This is a genomic window from Paenibacillus sp. ALE3 (assembly GCF_054113405.1).
Genome location: NZ_CM134214.1, coordinates 3691156 through 3708152, shown reverse-complemented (window position 1 = coordinate 3708152; position 16997 = coordinate 3691156). Strand labels below are relative to the sequence as shown.

Genomic DNA, 16997 nt, shown 5'->3' with positions numbered 1-16997 from the left:
TAATGTGAAACTGCAAGAAATACTGGATGAAATTGCAGAGAAATACCCGCATGACCTGTCCGATGAAAGTGTAATCCGAAAAATTAATACCGTACAAAATGAACTATTTCGTACAACTTTCCGAATCAACACAGTCTGGCAGGATGACATTTTAAGTGATGTGTTTATCTACCCCTTGCCATGTTCACCGACAAACGTAATTGATGTATTAGTAAATGATCAGGAATACATGTATCAGGATGTAAAGAAAGGATCGAATGAACCGTTCTATTACTTCACTGATGGTGATGACCTTGGCATCTATCCAACGCCTGAAGATGACTGCCAAGGAGGATTAATGATTTTTTACTATCGCGAACCAGCACAACTGACTGTATCAGATATGAACACAGCACCAGACTTAGACCGTGATTTTCACATGCTGTTGGTGTACGGAACGCTTGTGCAAATTGCAGAAAACTTCAACGATGTGGCTATGGTAAATAACTTCACAGTCAGATATAACGGCCTGATAGAGGAATTCCAAAAATCGAACGATGAAAGACCGGATTACCCTGTTATTGAAGATGTCATGGGGGTGTGGTCATGAGCCATGGTTCAAAATTGATTGCAGAACAATACCGTAATGCAGAGTTAGTAAAACGCTCCTTCGGAGATGTGTTTTATGTTGCCCCGTCTTTTGGCGTCTTTCCTGGTGGAACAGATGTAACTAGCAAATTACAAGCCGTGGTTAATCAAGCGAATGCGGAAGGCAGGACTACCATTGTTATGCCTAGCGGCGAGTACAAGGTAACTGCAATTTCGAATGATGAAAATATCGTGTACTTTGGGGACGGAGCCAGCTTTGTCGGTGGGTACAGCAAAACGATAAATAGTCTTAGCTCACAGTTGAGTATCACGGGACAGATAACGGATTTGGAAAATTCAAAGTTAGATAAAAACGGTACCATTATAGTGCCGCAAATAAGTAAAAACGGTGGTCTTATAGACCAGACTTATTTGACAGATGAACTCAAACAAATGATAGCCGGAACAGCGCCAATCAACGCAGTACCAGCGGATAATAGTATAAATTATGACAAGACCACATTTCTAAAAGCCGCAACAAATCTGTTTGATCCTTCGAAGGCCATTTTGGGGATCGTTAGCTCAGCGGATGGAACTATAATTACGAATAGTGGTTATTATGCTAGTGACTATATACCAGTGGCATATGGGAATGTCTACAAAACAACGTCAATTGCCGACTACGCTTTCTATAATGCCAGTAAAGTCTTTGTATCTGGAGTAGAAAACCCATTAGCGCCAGCCACAATAAATCCACCAAATAGTACCGTGGCATTTGTGAGAGTGACAATACCAGTGTCCAATCTTAATACAACAATGGTGTCAAAGGGACAACTGCCATCTACTTATCTTCCATATGGTGATTACAGAGTCGACATTGTGGATGAAGGCCTACGAGAAGCGATTAATAACAGCGTTAATTACAGATCGAAATGGACGGGGAAAACGTGGAACGCCATAGGCGATAGCATTACTGAGCACAACGCAAGAACAACAAAAAACTACCAAGACTACATCCAGGGCATAATCGGATGTACTGTAAACAATTATGGATTGAGTGGAACAGGATGGCGCACACCTTCTGTGTCAGGTGGTTCTGATGCTATTTATCAAAGAATGGGCTCATTTGCAACAGATGCTGACTTAATAACCGTCTTTGCTGGTACAAATGATTGGGCAGAAGTAGGGATTGCATTCAACATGGGAACATTCGGAGATACAGACCCTGCTGTAAGCTTTTATGGTGCACTAGATTATACGATTAAGCAGCTTATTAATAAGTACCCTACCAAAACAATAGCTGTCTTTACACCAATCCCACGCGAACCAGCCTGGGCGCTCAATAACGGTGTCACACTTGAACAAGTTGCTGATGCAATCATTAAAGTAGCTAATCATTACAGTGTGCCTGCACTTGATCTTTACCGTACAAGCAACGTATATGCATGGAACGAAGTCTATAGAAATTACGCACTTCCAGATGGTCTACACCCCAATGACAATGGGCATATGAGATTAGCTGACAAGGTATTGGCATTTTTAAACAGTTTATAGTAACCTAATAATTGTCGGCATATTCCATATATTTCATTGGAGGGGAAAAAGATTTGAAAAAGTCAAAATATCTTATCATTGGCGCTATTATAGGAGCTATTTTGATTACATGCGGAGCCGTTTTTGCTGGTACTCCAAGTGATGGAATCGAATCTTCAAAACGTGAATACCTAGTTTCTAGTAAGTGGAATGGAAAGGTTTGGAATGTCATCGGTGATTCTATTACTGAACACAACACAAGAACTCATAAAAACTACCAAGATTATATACAAGATAACATAGGGTGTGTTGTAAACAATTATGGAGTTAGTGGCACTGGTTGGCGCACTCCATCTGTTGCAGGTGGCTCTGATGCATTTTATCAAAGATTGGATTCGCTTGATCCAAAGGCTGATCTAATTACAGTGTTTGGTGGAACGAATGATTGGGCAGAGGTAGGAACGAAGTTTGTCCTGGGGAGTTTTGGTGATACTGACCCAAAGAAATCGTTTTATGGGGCAGTCGACTACACAATAAGACAATTAATCAACAAGTACCCAACTAAAACCATAGTTGTGTTTACTCCCTTACCAAGAGAGAACCCTTGGGCCGTTAACAATGGGGTGACTCTTGAGCAGGTTTCTGATGCCATTATAAAAGTCTCAAAACACTATTCTGTACCAGTTCTAGATTTGTATCATGAATCAAATGTATACGCATGGAACGCTGATTACAGAAACTACGCACTGCCGGATGGGTTGCATCCAAACGATAATGGGCACAAAGAATTAGCAGACAAAATATTGACATTTATTAATACGTTGTGAGGTGAAACCGTGAAACCTTGGATTGCAACACCTCAAAAAAGTAAAACAGCTGTTGTTACATTAGCTGATGGTATCAATCAATCTATGGAAGCCATAGAAATCAAGGATAGCCAATGTGTTGCAACAATCAATCTTGATTCGTTTTTGTATCCTACGCTGCAAGTGACGGATGGGCACACACTACACAGCCAACATACTGGCTATATAAGCCGCCTTTTCAAGTTTGGCAATAAGTTGTATTGCACCAACGGCAAGGGACTGTATAGGTATTCTGGAGGTTCTTGGGTGGCGGTATTCGAACCTGGAGGAGAAGATAACAGTCGTCCATGGCCTTATTCAATGTTCTTTGACGGTAGTAAACTATTTTTTACTGATGGGGACATTCGTCTTCGCCAGTGGGATGGCGCTTCTGTTACCACAATAGATAATGCCCCAATAGGCGAATCGTTCATAACGTCGCACTCTAACCGTTTCTTTTTAGCTGGTAAAGGTGATAACCTGTTGTCCTTCTCAGGGCTACGAGACGCTACAGACTGGACAAGCACAGATAAGTATGTTGGAACAGGCAAGATCACAGTAGAAACGTCGGATGGTGATAAACCAAGCGGACTGACTGCTTTTTCTAACCATGTCATACTGTTCAAAAAGAACACGATGCATAAGTTGTTTGGCGAGGATTCTACCAACTTCAACATGACCCAGCCTTACGGCGTAGGATGCGTCTCAGACCGTTCTATTGTACCGACAAGGGATTCACTTTACTGGCTTGGGCCGGATGGATTTTACGACTATATGGGCGGTGCTGCCCCAACGAAGATTAGTGACCCAATAAAAAATTACATCGCTCAAATTAATATGTTATACGCCCATAACTGTTGCGCTGGCACAGATGGGCGTTTTATATATCTATCATTGGTCACGGGTACAGCAACATTGCCTAATGTGACGCTTAAATACGATATGCAGGGCGGTCGCTGGTGGCCTGTTAGTTTTGTGGCTACTTCTTATTACCTAGATGGTCAGACGCTTTACTTCGGCACGGCTGACGGAAAGATCATGCAAATGGGCGGCAATGACTTTGCAGGAACAGCGGTCAACTGGTCAATTGAAACCAAACCGTTTTCAGAGGACGACGAGACGGTCAGAAAGACCATTAACCGCCTGTTTATCGTGGCGGACATAGAAGCAGGGTCTACGCTCAATGTCGCCTATGCAGGCGGCACAGAAGGCGGTACGTGGAATCAGGTGTATACCACTAGCAATGGTACGGGGGCAATACAAAGTATCCGTATCCCGGTGATTGTACGAACGCCTGAAACGTGGTACCGCCTTAAGCTATCAGGTACAGGCAAGGCTAAGATACATCGTATTATAAGAGAGGTGAGCAAACGTAATGGCTAATGTCGAATTGCCATCCGTAAACCCTAGCTTAGGGGATATAAGTCAAAGCGGAGTCGATCAGCTTCGCTCGCTGGTTAAACAGTTGCATAATGCGTCAGTTATGCAGACAGAGGAATTATTGTACATCCTTAATAACCTGGACACGCGTAACGTAAACGAGATTGATGGGGATATCCTTGTTACTGGCACGATTACGGCGGCTAAAATGAACGTTCAAAAGCTATCCGCTATTGCTGCCGATCTCGGAACAATAACGGCAGGGGTAATTGATTCAGTAGAAATATACGGATCATATATCGCAACAAGCCGTGATGAGTTCCCTAAAGTGGAAATGTCACCGGCAGGATTTAAAGCATATGGTCCACAAGGTGGAGAATCCATGTCACTTGGTCAAGCTGATGATGGTGGAGCGCTACTATTTATGGATAACGGGTCCCCACGCGGTTCGATCTATGGTGATGCCAATGGTCTTCAAGTAGGGAATATGGCGAGTGTTCATATTAAGTCAACCGATGATAAGACTTATCTGGATGGTGCAGTTAGTTTTGAAAATGCAACGGAAGTTAGCGGATTGAAGATGGAGTACATTGAATTATTGGAGAACACTTTGGGTGAAATCAGAGGTAACTTTGAACAAAATGCAGTAATTAATGCTGACTTTGATCCTGATACGAGGAATTTAAAACTTTATAGTAGAACGAGAACAGTTGCAACGGTGTATATTCCAAGTGGATCAAGCACTTGATTTTGTTTACTCAGCCCGTTCCAAATGGTAGAATCAGGACAAATCTACTATTCGGGGGATACAAACGTGAAAAAATGGTCTTATTTACTTAGCGGAATATTAATAGGTGCAGTTGTTGCTACAGCTGGAAATGCATTTGCGGATCAAGTGAAATCACTCATTGGGGAAAAGGTAGCAGGTGAATACACTGTTAAGGTAAATGGGAGCTCGTTAACAGAAAATGCAATCGTAGTCGATGGCAAAGCGCATGTTCCTTTGCGTGCTGTATCTGACTCTCTAGGAGCTGGTATAAAAGTGGATGGAAAGACAATTCAAATCGACACTCAATCTAATACAGAATCTTCAGTGGAACCAAAAAAAGAATCTGGTCAGACAATAGAAACTGGTAAAGATAAAAATTCTTCATATCAGGGAGATCGTTCAGAAGAGACTAAGGAATATTGGGTAAAAACTAAAGGGTACTGGGAACAAAGAGTGAATGATACAGAAGACAGTCAAGTAAAACTTAACAAACAACTTGATACACTAACAAATTTACCAGCCAGCAAAGATCCTATTACTCAGGAATCAAGAAAAAACTCTATTGCTCGAACACAAGGTCTTATAGAAGAAAATAATAAAAAGATTGTTGAATATAAAGCTAAGATATCTGAGATAGAAGGCAGACTTGAAGTGTTAAATAAATAATCACTAAGGACTCTCAAATGGGGGTCCTTTTATTATGCCCAAAGGGGTGAAGATATGGCGGTCACGAAACAATTGAAGATTGGTAATGGTGGTGCCAACTATAACACGGCTGAGGCTACGCTAAAGCGCCAAATTGCGCAGAATCAATCCAACATAGCCAACAATGCCAACTATAAGCAGAACGAGACACAACGCGCCTTACAGGTCATACAGCAACGACAGGCGGCAGGGTTGGATACATCGGCGCAGCAAAAGTACCTGACTACCAACTTGGGATACAAGGCACCTACAACTACGCAGGCTCAGCTAACAGCAGTGCCATACAAACCAGTTAACACACAGAGCGCCAACACACAGCAAGGTTCTGAACTAATGAGTTTGATGAAACAGATTGCTACTAAGCAGTCTACGCCATTTAACTATGACGTTCAATCTGATCCAGAGTACAAGGCAGCTCTACAAAGGGCGCAGGCCAACATTAAAACAGGCACCAATCAAACTATGGCTGAAATGAATCGTCGAGGGATACTGAACAGCACCATTACTTCGGATCGTTCAGACGAAATTGCGGCCGACCAAATGGGACGTGTGGAAACAGAAGTTGTACCAGCTCTGGTCAACCAAGCTTACCAACGATATCAAAATGAACAGGCTCAGCAGCAACAGCAGTTGTCTAATATGGCTACATTGGCACAGATGTACCAAGGCGAGGATCAACGTGGATTTGGGAACCGCGTAACGGAAGCTGGATTAACAGGCAATTACATGCCTGAGGGAGCGCAAACGATTGTAGATAATATCCTATCTCTCAAGCAGCAAGCAGAGGCTAAGGGAGTCACCGCGCAGCAACGGGCGCAGTACAGTGCACAGGCTGACGGATTACGGGCGCAGCTTCTTTCTATGGGGGTTAACCCTAATGCTTATGCAGCCAATGTAAATTCTACCGCGGCACGCGCTGTTAATCCTGGTATTCGTACGTTGCAAGCTCAACAGCAGGATCTAGCGGCACAGAATCAAGCATTTAACCAGAACCTTCAAACCGCACAGTATAACCAAGGTGTTCGCCAGTATGATCAAAACTTTGCTTATCAAGTGGCACGGGATGCGATTACAGATAAGCAATGGCAAGCCGCCTTTGACCGGGATGTTAGTCAGTTTGGTATGAACTACGCTCTACAGAGCTTACAAGAACGAAATAACCAAGCGTATCGACAGGCTTCTTTGGCACTTCAACAGGACGACAACCTACGGCAATGGGCTGACTTGGATTACAAGCAGGCTAACCCAAGTGGTGCCTCTGGCGGCCTAACAGCTAATCAAGTTCTGCAAAGCATGCAAGGTTTATACTCTGTTCCTGTCTATGGAAAAAATGCCGATGGCGATAGCGTCAAAGAAGGAACGAAGATAACTACAGATAAATCCAAACGGCAGCAGATGTTCCAGAATGTTGTTGATGCTGGACTGTCCGATGCTGAGACGCGTCAAATTCTTTCGTCTCTCGGTATGAACAAGAAGGAGATTGATGATTACAAGAAGCTATACCAGGGAAACTGACTAGCCCCACGGCTACGGCTAGTGGGGCAGCATTAAATAAAACCTTGGGCGGTGCTCTCAAAGGGTCTGGTGATGTGTTTGTTCAAGCAGGGAAAAAATATGGAATCGATCCTGCTCTATTAGCAGCCATAGCAGTACACGAAACAGGCAATGGCAGTAGTAAAGCTGTAAAAAACCGCAATAACGTTGGCGGTATGATGGGTAAAAATGGACTTATGACATTCAATAGTTTGCAGGATGGAATCGACAAAATGGCATCCAATCTGAAACGTAATTATATTGATCAAGGTCTTACCACCATTCCTCAAATTCAACGCAAATATGCACCTGTAGGTGCAGGTAATGATCCAACTAACCTTAATAGCAATTGGGTAGGTGGAGTATCAAAATATTACAGTATGTTCAAGAGGTGATTATATGGCAAGCGAATTTGACGCAGTGCGAAATCGAAGAAAGCAAGGAGCAGATGCCAAAGCTAGGGTATTGGCTCGTGCCAGTAATCCCAATGTAGGTGGTGTTAATGCTGAAAGTGAATTCGCGGCTGTGCGAAATCGTACTGCTGATATTTCACCTCCTACGTTATTAGACAATGTAAAGAGTACTCTAACAAGCCCAGGCGTCAAAGACTTCGTAAATAAAGGTTTGAATTATGCGGGGCAAGAGATGCAGCGGCAGGCGGCTAATCGGGAAAAGAACCGCCTTAAGTTGCCGCCTTCACTCATTATCAAACCGGGCTTTATAGAAAATTCAACATTTGGCCAAGCTACTCAAGGCAATAGGGACGCCATCGGTATATACAAAGCAGCCACTGGCAAGACAATTAAGCCTCTGACCGAATATGAACAACGTATGGAAGAGATTCAACGGACAGCACAAGAGCATCCTTACCTTAAACCTATACAGCCAATTGCAGAATGGGCAACAGGGCTTATGTCCAATACAGACACAGGTAATTTTGTTAACCGGGCCGTGGGTACAGGTGGGAGTATGATTGTTGGAGAACAGCCATATTACAACACCACCACTGGCAATGCTACAGCTGATAAGGTAGCAGATATAACAGGTATGGTGGGTGGTATAGCTGGTATGGCGTTTAACCCAGCAGCGCCAGGTGTTAAAGGGCAAAACTTGCTTACTGGACCGTTGGCAGCTGCAGAAGCTGGACTGGCTACACGTACTGGGAATGCTCTTACCAATACGATCAGTAGACAAGCCGCTAGAATACCAGGAGTAAGTGCCGGAACAGCAGATCGTTTAACCCGTGGCGCTTTAAGCGGTGCGGCTGCTGGTGCTATTGGAAATACTGCAATTGGTATTAATCAGGATCAAACCACAGGGCAAGAGATGCTACACAATGCTGCTTTAGGCGCGGCGTTTGGTGCTGGTGGTGATCTGTTGATCAGAGGTGTAGGGGCTGGTGCTCGAGCAGTAACGGGCAGAGGCAATAATGCCACTCAGGTAGCGGATACACTGGCCTTACCTCTTGGTCGTGGTGATCAACGCATGGCGCAAGCTGGACAGCGCTCTAACTTGGTGCGTGGAGACGATGCTATTGTTAACCCTACAGACTGGACCCCAGAACCATTGGGACTTCCAGCTGGTCGTAATTCTACATTTATTGGCGAGTCACCATTGCCTGCACAACGTGTGGGTGCTCGTCCTGGTGCAAGTCGAGAGCCAGTACAACGGGTGAGTGAATCTTCTATTAACCGACAACGTAGTTTTAATATCAACGATCCTGCTGTACCTGAGTTCATGAGAGTGCGGCAGGCGAGAATAGAAGCGGCGAATGCCAGAAAAATCCCGACTGAAACACAGCGAGTGGCGCCAGAAGTGGAAGTCGATGAAATCGTCAGAAACATCCAACAACCGCGTATTAGAGATCGGGTATACAATTACCTTGACGAAGCAGAAAAAGCAGCCAGAGAGCGAATACAGAAGCGTAAAAACAACCTGAACTCAAACCCTCTGCCAGAATGGAGAGACTGGTCTATTGTTGGTGCTGCTAAGATGGGTAAAGGCACCATTAAATTCGCTGACTGGGCGGAAGAAATGGTCAAAGAAGTAGGAGAAGATTTCCGCCCACATGCAGAAAAAGTTTACCGTGCCTCAAAAGAAGAACTGAGAAAACAGGAACGTCTGGCGACAAAAGAAGGCGATGATGCTGTAAGGTTCAATAGTCAGGATATCGGTGACGTTGACACATTCAGCGCAAAAATTAGTAAGGATGTCAACAAACGCAGGACATCATTTTCTCAGAAGATCGAAAGAATAAGAACGCAATTTGAGGATGATGTCATTTCGTTGGCTGGCTTGGAGAAGCGTGTAACTGGGCGTGTAGCGAGTGCTGAAAACAGTCTGTATAAAAAGGCACGGTTATATAAGGGAGCGCCAGAAAAAGCCCATCAGATCGTTAAGCAGCGCCTGGCGCCTGTTATAACAGCAGCAGAGAAGGCCGGATATACAGCAGACGATATCGGAAAATACGCACTTGCTGTGCATGCTAAGGACGTTAATGCCGCTGGCTACAAATCAGGTTTTACGGATAAAGAGATTGCAGCAGTTATTCAAAAGTATGGTTCAGAAGAGATGGAAGCAGCACGCAAAGAGTTGGTACAAGTCGGTAAGGATATGATGAAAGAGCTTGTTGATAGTGGTGTAATCAGTAAAGAGCTAGCTAATGTGCTAGATAATCGGTGGAAGAATTATATACCTTTATTCCGTGCTTTCGAAGATACCCCCGAGGCGTTTGCTGGTGGGTTATCAAAATCTCTTGCCAACGTTGCTAGTCCAATCAAGGCATTAAAAGGATCTGAAAAGAAAGTAGTCGATCCACTTGAAAATATGGTTCGTAATATCTTTCAAACGGTGAATGCATCTGAAAGAAACAAGGTTGCTACAGAACTAGCTAAACTCGCTAAAAAAGATGTAGATGAAAATTTTATTCGGCGTTTGGGTCCGGATGAACAAGTTGGACGCAAGAATGTGATTAATGTCAAAGAAAATGGTGAGAGTGTTAAGTATGAAGTAGAACCAGAAGTGTATCGTGCTTTGATGAACCTGGATAAAGAATCTAGCAGTATGATTATATCCATATTTTCAAAACCTGCGTCACTTTTGCGTTCTGGAGCAACACTTACTCCTGAGTTTTCTTTAAGAAATCCTATGCGTGATGTTTTGCAGGCTTATGTAACTTCTGAAAGTGGGTTCAATCCAATAACTGATTTTACAGTTGGTCTTATTCAGTCGATATCAAAAGGAAAGTTGTATCAGAAATGGATCGATGAACTAGGTGCTTATGGAAATGTGATTTCAATGGATAGAAATGTTCATCGTAGAGCACTTGAGTCTGTCCTAAAGGAAAAACCAAGCAAAAAATTCATAAATATAATCAACGGCAAAGGGATGCTTAATCTTCTGCGTGCTGTCTCAGACACCACAGAATCAGCTACAAAAGTTGGGGAATTCAGAGCAGCATTGAGAAGTGGTGCTACTCCACAGGAGGCAGCTTACCGTTCTCGTGATTTAATGGACTTTGCACGTTCTGGATCTAGCATACGCCAAATAAATAGAGTGGTTGCTTTTTTAAATGCAAACATTCAAGGTAAATCTAAACTAGTAAGAGCCATAAAAGCAAACCCTTGGAGAACAACGACAAGAATGATTACTGCCATAACATTACCTACAGTTGGTGTTTTCGTGTGGAACCAAAAATTTGCTAATGAAACGCAACGCCAAACTATTGATGAAGCTCCTGATTGGATGCGAGACACTTTTTGGCTTATTGCTGTTCCTAATTCCGAAACCGTTGCGCGTATACCAAAACCATTTGATATGGCTCCCTTATTTGCTAACCTGCCAGAACGAGCAATGAGATTTATTTTTAATAACGATAAGGAGGCTTTTGATGGTTTTGCAAAAAGAGTGATAGGTGATAGCGCTATACCAACACAGATTACAGGAATGCTTCCTTTTGTTGAGGGAATGGTCAATTACTCATTTTTTAGACAGGGCCCAATCATACCACAACGTGAACAGGGTTTAGAATATAAGGATCAATACGACCCTGTTCGAACTACTGAAACAGCCAGATTTCTTGCAGGGTTAGCAAGCAAAGTAACCAATGATGAAGGTGGTCTTAAAAACTTTTCTTCTCCACGTATCATGGACAGCACAATTCAAGGACTCACAGCTGGGTTAGGTAATTATGCAACAACAGCGACAGACGCAATCCTTAAAGGAACTGGTCTAGTAGATCGTCCAAACCCACCAGAAAAAAGATTTGAACAGCTGCCATTAGTTAAAGCATTTACTGTTGACCCGTTACAGAGTACCAAGTCAATTGAAAAGCTGTATGATACAAAAGAGAAACTTTCCAAAGAGAAAGCTTCTGCTAAACTCAATGAGGGTGATTTTTCACGCAAACGTGACCTAAAAACGTTGGAGAAAGCGGCTAAATCGCTAAGTGAGCTTAATGCAAGTATCCGGGAGATTGAAGCTGACAAGACCATGAGTTCTGCTGAGAAACGAAGACAGATTGAACCTCTATTGTCAGAGAGAAATAGAATTGCTAAAACAACCATGCAAGGATTTCCTAAATAACCGTTTCTATATTGGAAACGGGTGGTAATGATTACTAACTACACACCTTATTAAGGACCCCAGGTTATCTGGCGGTCCTTTTCTTTATGGGGGAAACGACATGGAATATATAGAACTGGATGATGATAGCCGAGAGTGTGCGGTTTCTCAAGAGTTTTTGAATATGGTTTTATGGTTACTTGGCCCGACAGCACGAGACAAGTTTTTATACCCGGCGGTGGACAGCAGTGTACGACTTTATAATTTCAGCAGCAGAACAGATCATCAAGAACGGGCTTTCGCTGTCAACGGCGGCCGGAATAATATTTTTGATTCTGAAGCAGAAGAAAGTGAAAAGACTACTTCGGAAGTGGCTACCTTGGCTACTGACAGAGGAACAAGATATACGAATGATGCGGATGGAATCCAAGATAGATTTAATCATGCAGGAGGCCGGGATTGAATGGGATGCGAACACGCAAAACGAAGATTTGCCAAATTATCTGAAGGGGCCAAGAAGGCCCTTTTTATTATTCTGGGCGACGTCTACCTTTGCCCAAGATGCCGACAAATCCAACAACTGGAGGGACAACGAGATGGCGAAAAAGATACTAGTAATTGATGGAGGACATGGAGCGAAGGATCCTGGAGCGCTCGGGCCTGCTGGTAAGAGGGAAAAGGATTTTAACCTTACTATGGCGATTAAGGTAGAAGCTTTTTTAAAGGATAATCCAGAACTAAAAGTGATCCTTACACGCCGCACAGACGTATTTTTGGAGCTTAAAGAGCGTGTATCTATCGCTAACAAAGCAGGCGCAGATGCCTTTATATCCATTCACGCAAACAGCAGCAGTAATCCAGAGGCTACAGGCACGGAAACGTACTATATGCGGCCTACAAGTAAAAACCTTGCTAACACTGTACACAAGCATATGGTAACAGCTACAGGGCTTAGAGACCGTGGCGTAGCTTATGGTAACTTTCAAGTTATCCGTAGCACAACAATGGATGCTGTTCTGGTTGAAGTAGGCTTCATCAGCAACGCGGTAGAAGAAGCAACGCTCTTTGACAACGACTTTCAAAACCGTGTTGCCCTTGCCATCGCAAAAGGCTTGTGTGCTCACGTAGGCGTACCGTTTACGGGACCTGATACAAAGCCTACACCAACGCCAGTAACTCCTAAACCAGCAGAGACAGCGACATACCCGACAATGGAGGTCATTGTAGGTAGTCAGGAGTTCACAGGCTACAGCATTAAGAATGTAACCTTTGTACCATCCCGACCGATCGGTGAAATGCTCGGCGGTAAGATCGGATATACAGGCGGCAAGGTAACGATCAACGGCGACGCGGTAGAAACAGTAAATATCGGTGGTATCGGTCATGTACCAGCTCGTGCGCTAACTACAGCACTTGGAGCACGTATTTTCTGGGACAAGACAAATCCAAAACGGGTAGACATTTTCCCTAAACTATAATAAGGAGTGACATATAATGAAGGAACAATTAATAGAAGCGGCTCAACCCTACGTGTTAACCATTGTAACTGCACTGATTGGCCTATTGGCTACGATTGCTACAAGTGCTCTTAAAAAGGCGCAGCAGAAGGCTACTGAATACTATGTATCCAATACGTCTGTTAAAGACCGGGAGTTCTTACACAAAGTTGGTGTTGAGGCGGTGGCCTATGCGGAATCGGTGTTCAAGGACTTCGAAGGAGATAAGAAGCTGCAGGAAGCCATTGACTATGTGATTGGTAGACTACGTGTAATGGGATTGAATGTGACGGAACAGGAGATACGGGCCGTGATCGAAAAAGCGGTTCAAGATTATAATGCAAAGAAATCTGCATGAGCCCTTCGGGGCTCTTTTTTGTTATACTTAACGAGGAGGTGAGAGGATGAACAGTGTTGTTGCTGAATATATGTATTTTGATGGACCGCGTGAGAAAAGAAAATCTATTGGTTTCCAAACAGAACTGGATGATAAAGCTGAGATTGAAGAGCAAGCAAAAAAAGAGGCTGCCGCTATTGTAGGGCAACCAGTTAAGATTATAAGAATCAAAATTGTATAAGAGGTACATACATGACGTCTGGACAAATGTTCAGGCGTTTTTAGTTTATCCACAGATAAATGAATACCACATTGTATTAGATGGATCGTTGTCAACTGGGCATGCGAATAATATCCGCGATATGGTCAGCCGGCTGGAAACGATGGTGCTCGGTGGGGCAGAGCTTCCGCTTGGAGTAGTACGGCAGCAGATCAGCTCGGCCATTGATATATTCGTTCATCTGTCACGGCTACGCGACAAATCCAGAAGGGTGCTGGAAATTAGCGAAGTGATTGGTTTTGAAAATGGTGAGGTGACGCTGAATCCCCTTTATCGCTTCCAGGAACACGGAGAAAGTAAAGGACAAATTGTAGGGGAACTGGAACGTTGTGGTGGTGGGCTACAACATACATTGAAGCTACAAATGGCCGGGATCAAGCCGGAAAACTGGCATAAGGGAGGAGTATCGGCATGAGAACAGGAAAGGAGACTACCAAGCAAGTGTCACGTGAGGTCCCTTCTCTGCCAGATTATACGGTGTATACATTATCGACTGCACAAAAAAGTATGTGCATTCTCTCTAGTGGAGTGTTGTTCGCGACGATCGGATATCTATTTTATCACCAATGGATATTATCGTTGCTGTGTGCTGCTGGAGCTGTGGTGATGCCTCGTTATTTTAGGAAGTTTTTGCTGCAACGACGTAGATCTGCTTTAAGCATTCAATTTAAGCAGGCTTTATACTCGCTTTCGTCTTCTCTTTCAGCGGGAAGATCGGTGGAGAATGGATTTCGTGAGGCTGTAGAGGATTTGAGGTTGCTTAGTCCAGATGGAGATCACGATCTAATTTTTGAATTTAACATTATTACAGCCTGCCTCGAAATCGGACAGCCTGTAGAGGCTGCTTTGCAGGATTTGGCTCGTCGGGCTCAGATGGAGGATATTACGAATTTTGCGGACGTATTTGCGGCTTGCAAACGAACCGGAGGTGATCTGGTGGAAGTCGTACGACGGGCTTCAAGTGTCATTGGTGAGAAGCTGGAAATTCAGCAGGAGATCGGTGTAATGATTGCGCAGAAACGATTTGAATCGAGGGTTATGTTTGCAGCCCCTTTTTTGTTTGTTTTGTTTATGACAGTGACCGCAGGAGACTACATGATGCCCTTATACAGCGGTACAGGTATGATTCTGTCAACCTTTTGCCTACTGGTGCTTGGTGGCTGTCTCGTGTGGATCAACCACATTATGAAGATTGAAGTGTAAGGAGTGATGGGTGTGGTGACGTTGGTTTGTCTGGTTATGCTGGTTCTGCAAGTGGGAGGTTGGGTGGTGCTGAACCAAATGTACACTGCTAAGTATGCACATTTTCGCCATATGAAGCTCGAAGGACTGCGGCTGCAAAAACTTTCGGTGCCTTTTGTACACATACTTCATGTTTCACGTGCCACTCATAGGTTGCCTTTGCTGATGTTCAAGCTACAGCGTTCCATACAGAAGCTGTATGGTATGCGCAACAGCGGAGAAAAAACGATGCTTTTTCTGGCAGAAATGTTGGGTTACGGATATATGGTGGCTGCTGGTGGAGCTTTAATATCCATTATGATGGGCGGGGAAGCGACCGGACTGGTGCTTGGCTTGGGACTCGGTGTTCTGGTGCCAGTAGCGCTGGTCAAGGATTTGCATGGAAAAGTACAGAAGCGGGATCAGCAAATCTTAATGGAATTGCCTGAATTATTGAGTAAAATGATGCTTTTGATTGGTGCGGGAGAGACAGTACAACGGGCTTTGCTTCATTGCGTGGAGCGTAAAGGGGCGGATACGGTACACCCATTGTATCGGGAATTGCTGCAGACAGTGGGGGAATGGGAAAGTGGCTATTCCTTTCAACAGGCATTTGAACATCTGAGCAAACGTTGTGGTATTCAAGAAGTGACGATATTTACAACAACAGTTTTATTGAATATGAGGCGTGGCGGGAGCGATTTTGTAATGGCTTTACGCGAGTTATCTCAGACGTTATGGAGCAAGCGGACTTCGATTAGCCGCACAAGAGGGGAACAGGCTTCTTCAAAGTTAGTCTTCCCGATGGCACTAATTTTGCTAACGGTCATTGTGCTGGTGGGCGCTCCGGCTTTAATGATGATGAATATGTAGGAGGAATAAAATGATGATGACAATTGTAGCAGGTAGTATTCGTAAATTGCACAAGGATGAGGATGGTTTGGGGACGTTAGAAATGATCCTAATCATTGCGATTCTGATTGCGGTGGCGATTATTTTTAAAGATCAGATCAAGAAAATTGTAGAAGGGCTGTTGAAAAAGGCGGATAAAAAAAGTAACGATTTTATGGATTCATAATGCTGTGCAAATTGGTACAAAAAGAGGACGGAAGCTTCTCCTTGGAGGCTTCCCTCGTCTTTCCCATTTTGCTGCTGGTTATTTTTGTAATGTTATTCTTTTGCCTGTATATATATCAAAAATCTATATTGGTGCAGGTTGCCTCTACTGCTTCGGAAAGAGCCGCTTACAGTTGGGATAACAGCTTTAAGGACCCGCGTACGGGAGCATTTGCGCAAGGGCAACGGGATTCTCTCTATTGGCGCTTGAAGGATGACGTTATGTTAGGCGCCCTGTTTGGCTGGGCCGGAGCCAATAATCAGGAAAGTGTACAGGTACCGGGCGGCAATGAAGGAGGTTCGTTACCTGCTCAGAAGCTGTCCAATGCAGAAAATAGAATGCCTGCGGGTATGCATGGGCAGATGACATATGAGAACAGTATGATTCACCGTAAGGTGACCACAGAGCTAAATAAGATCGTGGAGGTACCTTTGTTGAATCAGTTTTTAGATCAGACAGATTTACAAGGAAAAATGAGCTCGGGTGTGGTGGAACCTGTGGAATGGATTCGTACAGTCGAGTTGGTCCGTTATTATGGTGCGAAGTTTATGGGTAGAGGCTCAGGTGAAAAGGTAGATCCGGCAATTGTAGGGAAAGTATTGATGCAATATGGGCAAAACGGTCAGTAAGGAGTAGTTAACGGGAATATAA

The 16997-nt window shown here is 43.8% G+C and carries 17 protein-coding genes and 1 pseudogene; all 18 read left to right on the top strand.

The window, feature by feature from the left end; translation table 11 throughout:
• Positions 1-4: 4 nt before the first annotated feature.
• The 18 genes and pseudogenes from ACXHJ2_RS16450 to ACXHJ2_RS16365 all read left to right on the top strand — a co-directional run bounded on the left by ACXHJ2_RS16450 (position 5) and on the right by ACXHJ2_RS16365 (position 16975).
• On the top strand, positions 5-589 hold the full coding sequence (locus tag ACXHJ2_RS16450) for a phage adaptor protein (protein WP_165081303.1): 585 nt from the start codon (positions 5-7) through the stop codon (positions 587-589).
• A complete protein-coding gene (locus ACXHJ2_RS16445; RefSeq protein ID WP_165081305.1) occupies positions 586-2121 on the top strand; it encodes an SGNH/GDSL hydrolase family protein in 1536 nt (511 codons plus the stop codon). The genes ACXHJ2_RS16450 and ACXHJ2_RS16445 overlap by 4 nt, the downstream gene beginning before the upstream one ends.
• 53 nt (positions 2122-2174) lie before the next feature.
• Entirely contained in the window at positions 2175-2927 is a 753-nt protein-coding gene (locus ACXHJ2_RS16440; RefSeq protein WP_238791036.1) for an SGNH/GDSL hydrolase family protein, read from the top strand.
• Positions 2928-2936: 9 nt separating this feature from the next.
• Positions 2937-4328 (top strand): hypothetical protein, encoded by a 1392-nt coding sequence (locus ACXHJ2_RS16435; RefSeq protein ID WP_165081308.1) that lies wholly within the window; start codon positions 2937-2939, stop codon positions 4326-4328.
• A complete protein-coding gene (locus tag ACXHJ2_RS16430) occupies positions 4321-5073 on the top strand; it encodes a hypothetical protein (protein ID WP_165081309.1) in 753 nt (250 codons plus the stop codon). The genes ACXHJ2_RS16435 and ACXHJ2_RS16430 overlap by 8 nt, the downstream gene beginning before the upstream one ends.
• A gap of 66 nt (positions 5074-5139) precedes the next feature.
• On the top strand, positions 5140-5760 hold the full coding sequence (locus ACXHJ2_RS16425) for a 2,' 3'-cyclic nucleotide 2'-phosphodiesterase (protein ID WP_165081310.1): 621 nt from the start codon (positions 5140-5142) through the stop codon (positions 5758-5760).
• A 54-nt stretch (positions 5761-5814) separates the two neighbouring features.
• Positions 5815-7314, top strand: a complete 1500-nt coding sequence (locus ACXHJ2_RS16420; RefSeq protein ID WP_165081311.1) for a hypothetical protein — start codon at positions 5815-5817, stop codon at positions 7312-7314.
• Between the two features lie 44 nt (positions 7315-7358).
• Entirely contained in the window at positions 7359-7727 is a 369-nt protein-coding gene (locus tag ACXHJ2_RS16415) for a glucosaminidase domain-containing protein (protein WP_238791373.1), read from the top strand.
• 4 nt (positions 7728-7731) lie between these two features.
• Entirely contained in the window at positions 7732-11916 is a 4185-nt protein-coding gene (locus ACXHJ2_RS16410) for an LPD38 domain-containing protein (protein ID WP_165081312.1), read from the top strand.
• 100 nt (positions 11917-12016) lie between these two features.
• Positions 12017-12358 carry a hypothetical protein gene (locus ACXHJ2_RS16405; protein ID WP_165081313.1) on the top strand — a complete coding sequence of 114 codons (342 nt, stop codon included), beginning with the start codon at positions 12017-12019 and terminating at the stop codon, positions 12356-12358.
• A complete protein-coding gene (locus tag ACXHJ2_RS16400) occupies positions 12315-13373 on the top strand; it encodes an N-acetylmuramoyl-L-alanine amidase (protein ID WP_238791372.1) in 1059 nt (352 codons plus the stop codon). Before ACXHJ2_RS16405 ends, ACXHJ2_RS16400 begins: the two co-directional genes overlap by 44 nt.
• 16 nt (positions 13374-13389) lie before the next feature.
• Entirely contained in the window at positions 13390-13749 is a 360-nt protein-coding gene (locus ACXHJ2_RS16395) for a phage holin, LLH family (RefSeq protein WP_165081315.1), read from the top strand.
• Positions 13750-13795: 46 nt separating this feature from the next.
• On the top strand, positions 13796-13969 hold the full coding sequence (locus ACXHJ2_RS16390) for a hypothetical protein (protein WP_165081316.1): 174 nt from the start codon (positions 13796-13798) through the stop codon (positions 13967-13969).
• Positions 13970-14048: 79 nt separating this feature from the next.
• A pseudogene (locus ACXHJ2_RS16385) lies at positions 14049-14423 on the top strand (CpaF family protein); the annotation flags it as partial.
• Complete coding sequence (locus tag ACXHJ2_RS16380; RefSeq protein ID WP_165081317.1) at positions 14420-15211, top strand: type II secretion system F family protein; 792 nt, start codon at positions 14420-14422, stop codon at positions 15209-15211. The pseudogene ACXHJ2_RS16385 and the gene ACXHJ2_RS16380, both read left to right, overlap by 4 nt.
• 6 nt (positions 15212-15217) lie before the next feature.
• Positions 15218-16102: a type II secretion system F family protein gene (locus ACXHJ2_RS16375; RefSeq protein WP_081275972.1), complete on the top strand. Its 885-nt coding sequence runs from the start codon at positions 15218-15220 to the stop codon at positions 16100-16102.
• Between the two features lie 10 nt (positions 16103-16112).
• Positions 16113-16307 (top strand): Flp1 family type IVb pilin, encoded by a 195-nt coding sequence (locus ACXHJ2_RS16370; protein ID WP_013369963.1) that lies wholly within the window; start codon positions 16113-16115, stop codon positions 16305-16307.
• Positions 16307-16975: a TadE family protein gene (locus ACXHJ2_RS16365; RefSeq protein WP_165081319.1), complete on the top strand. Its 669-nt coding sequence runs from the start codon at positions 16307-16309 to the stop codon at positions 16973-16975. The genes ACXHJ2_RS16370 and ACXHJ2_RS16365 overlap by 1 nt, the downstream gene beginning before the upstream one ends.
• Positions 16976-16997: the final 22 nt, after the last annotated feature.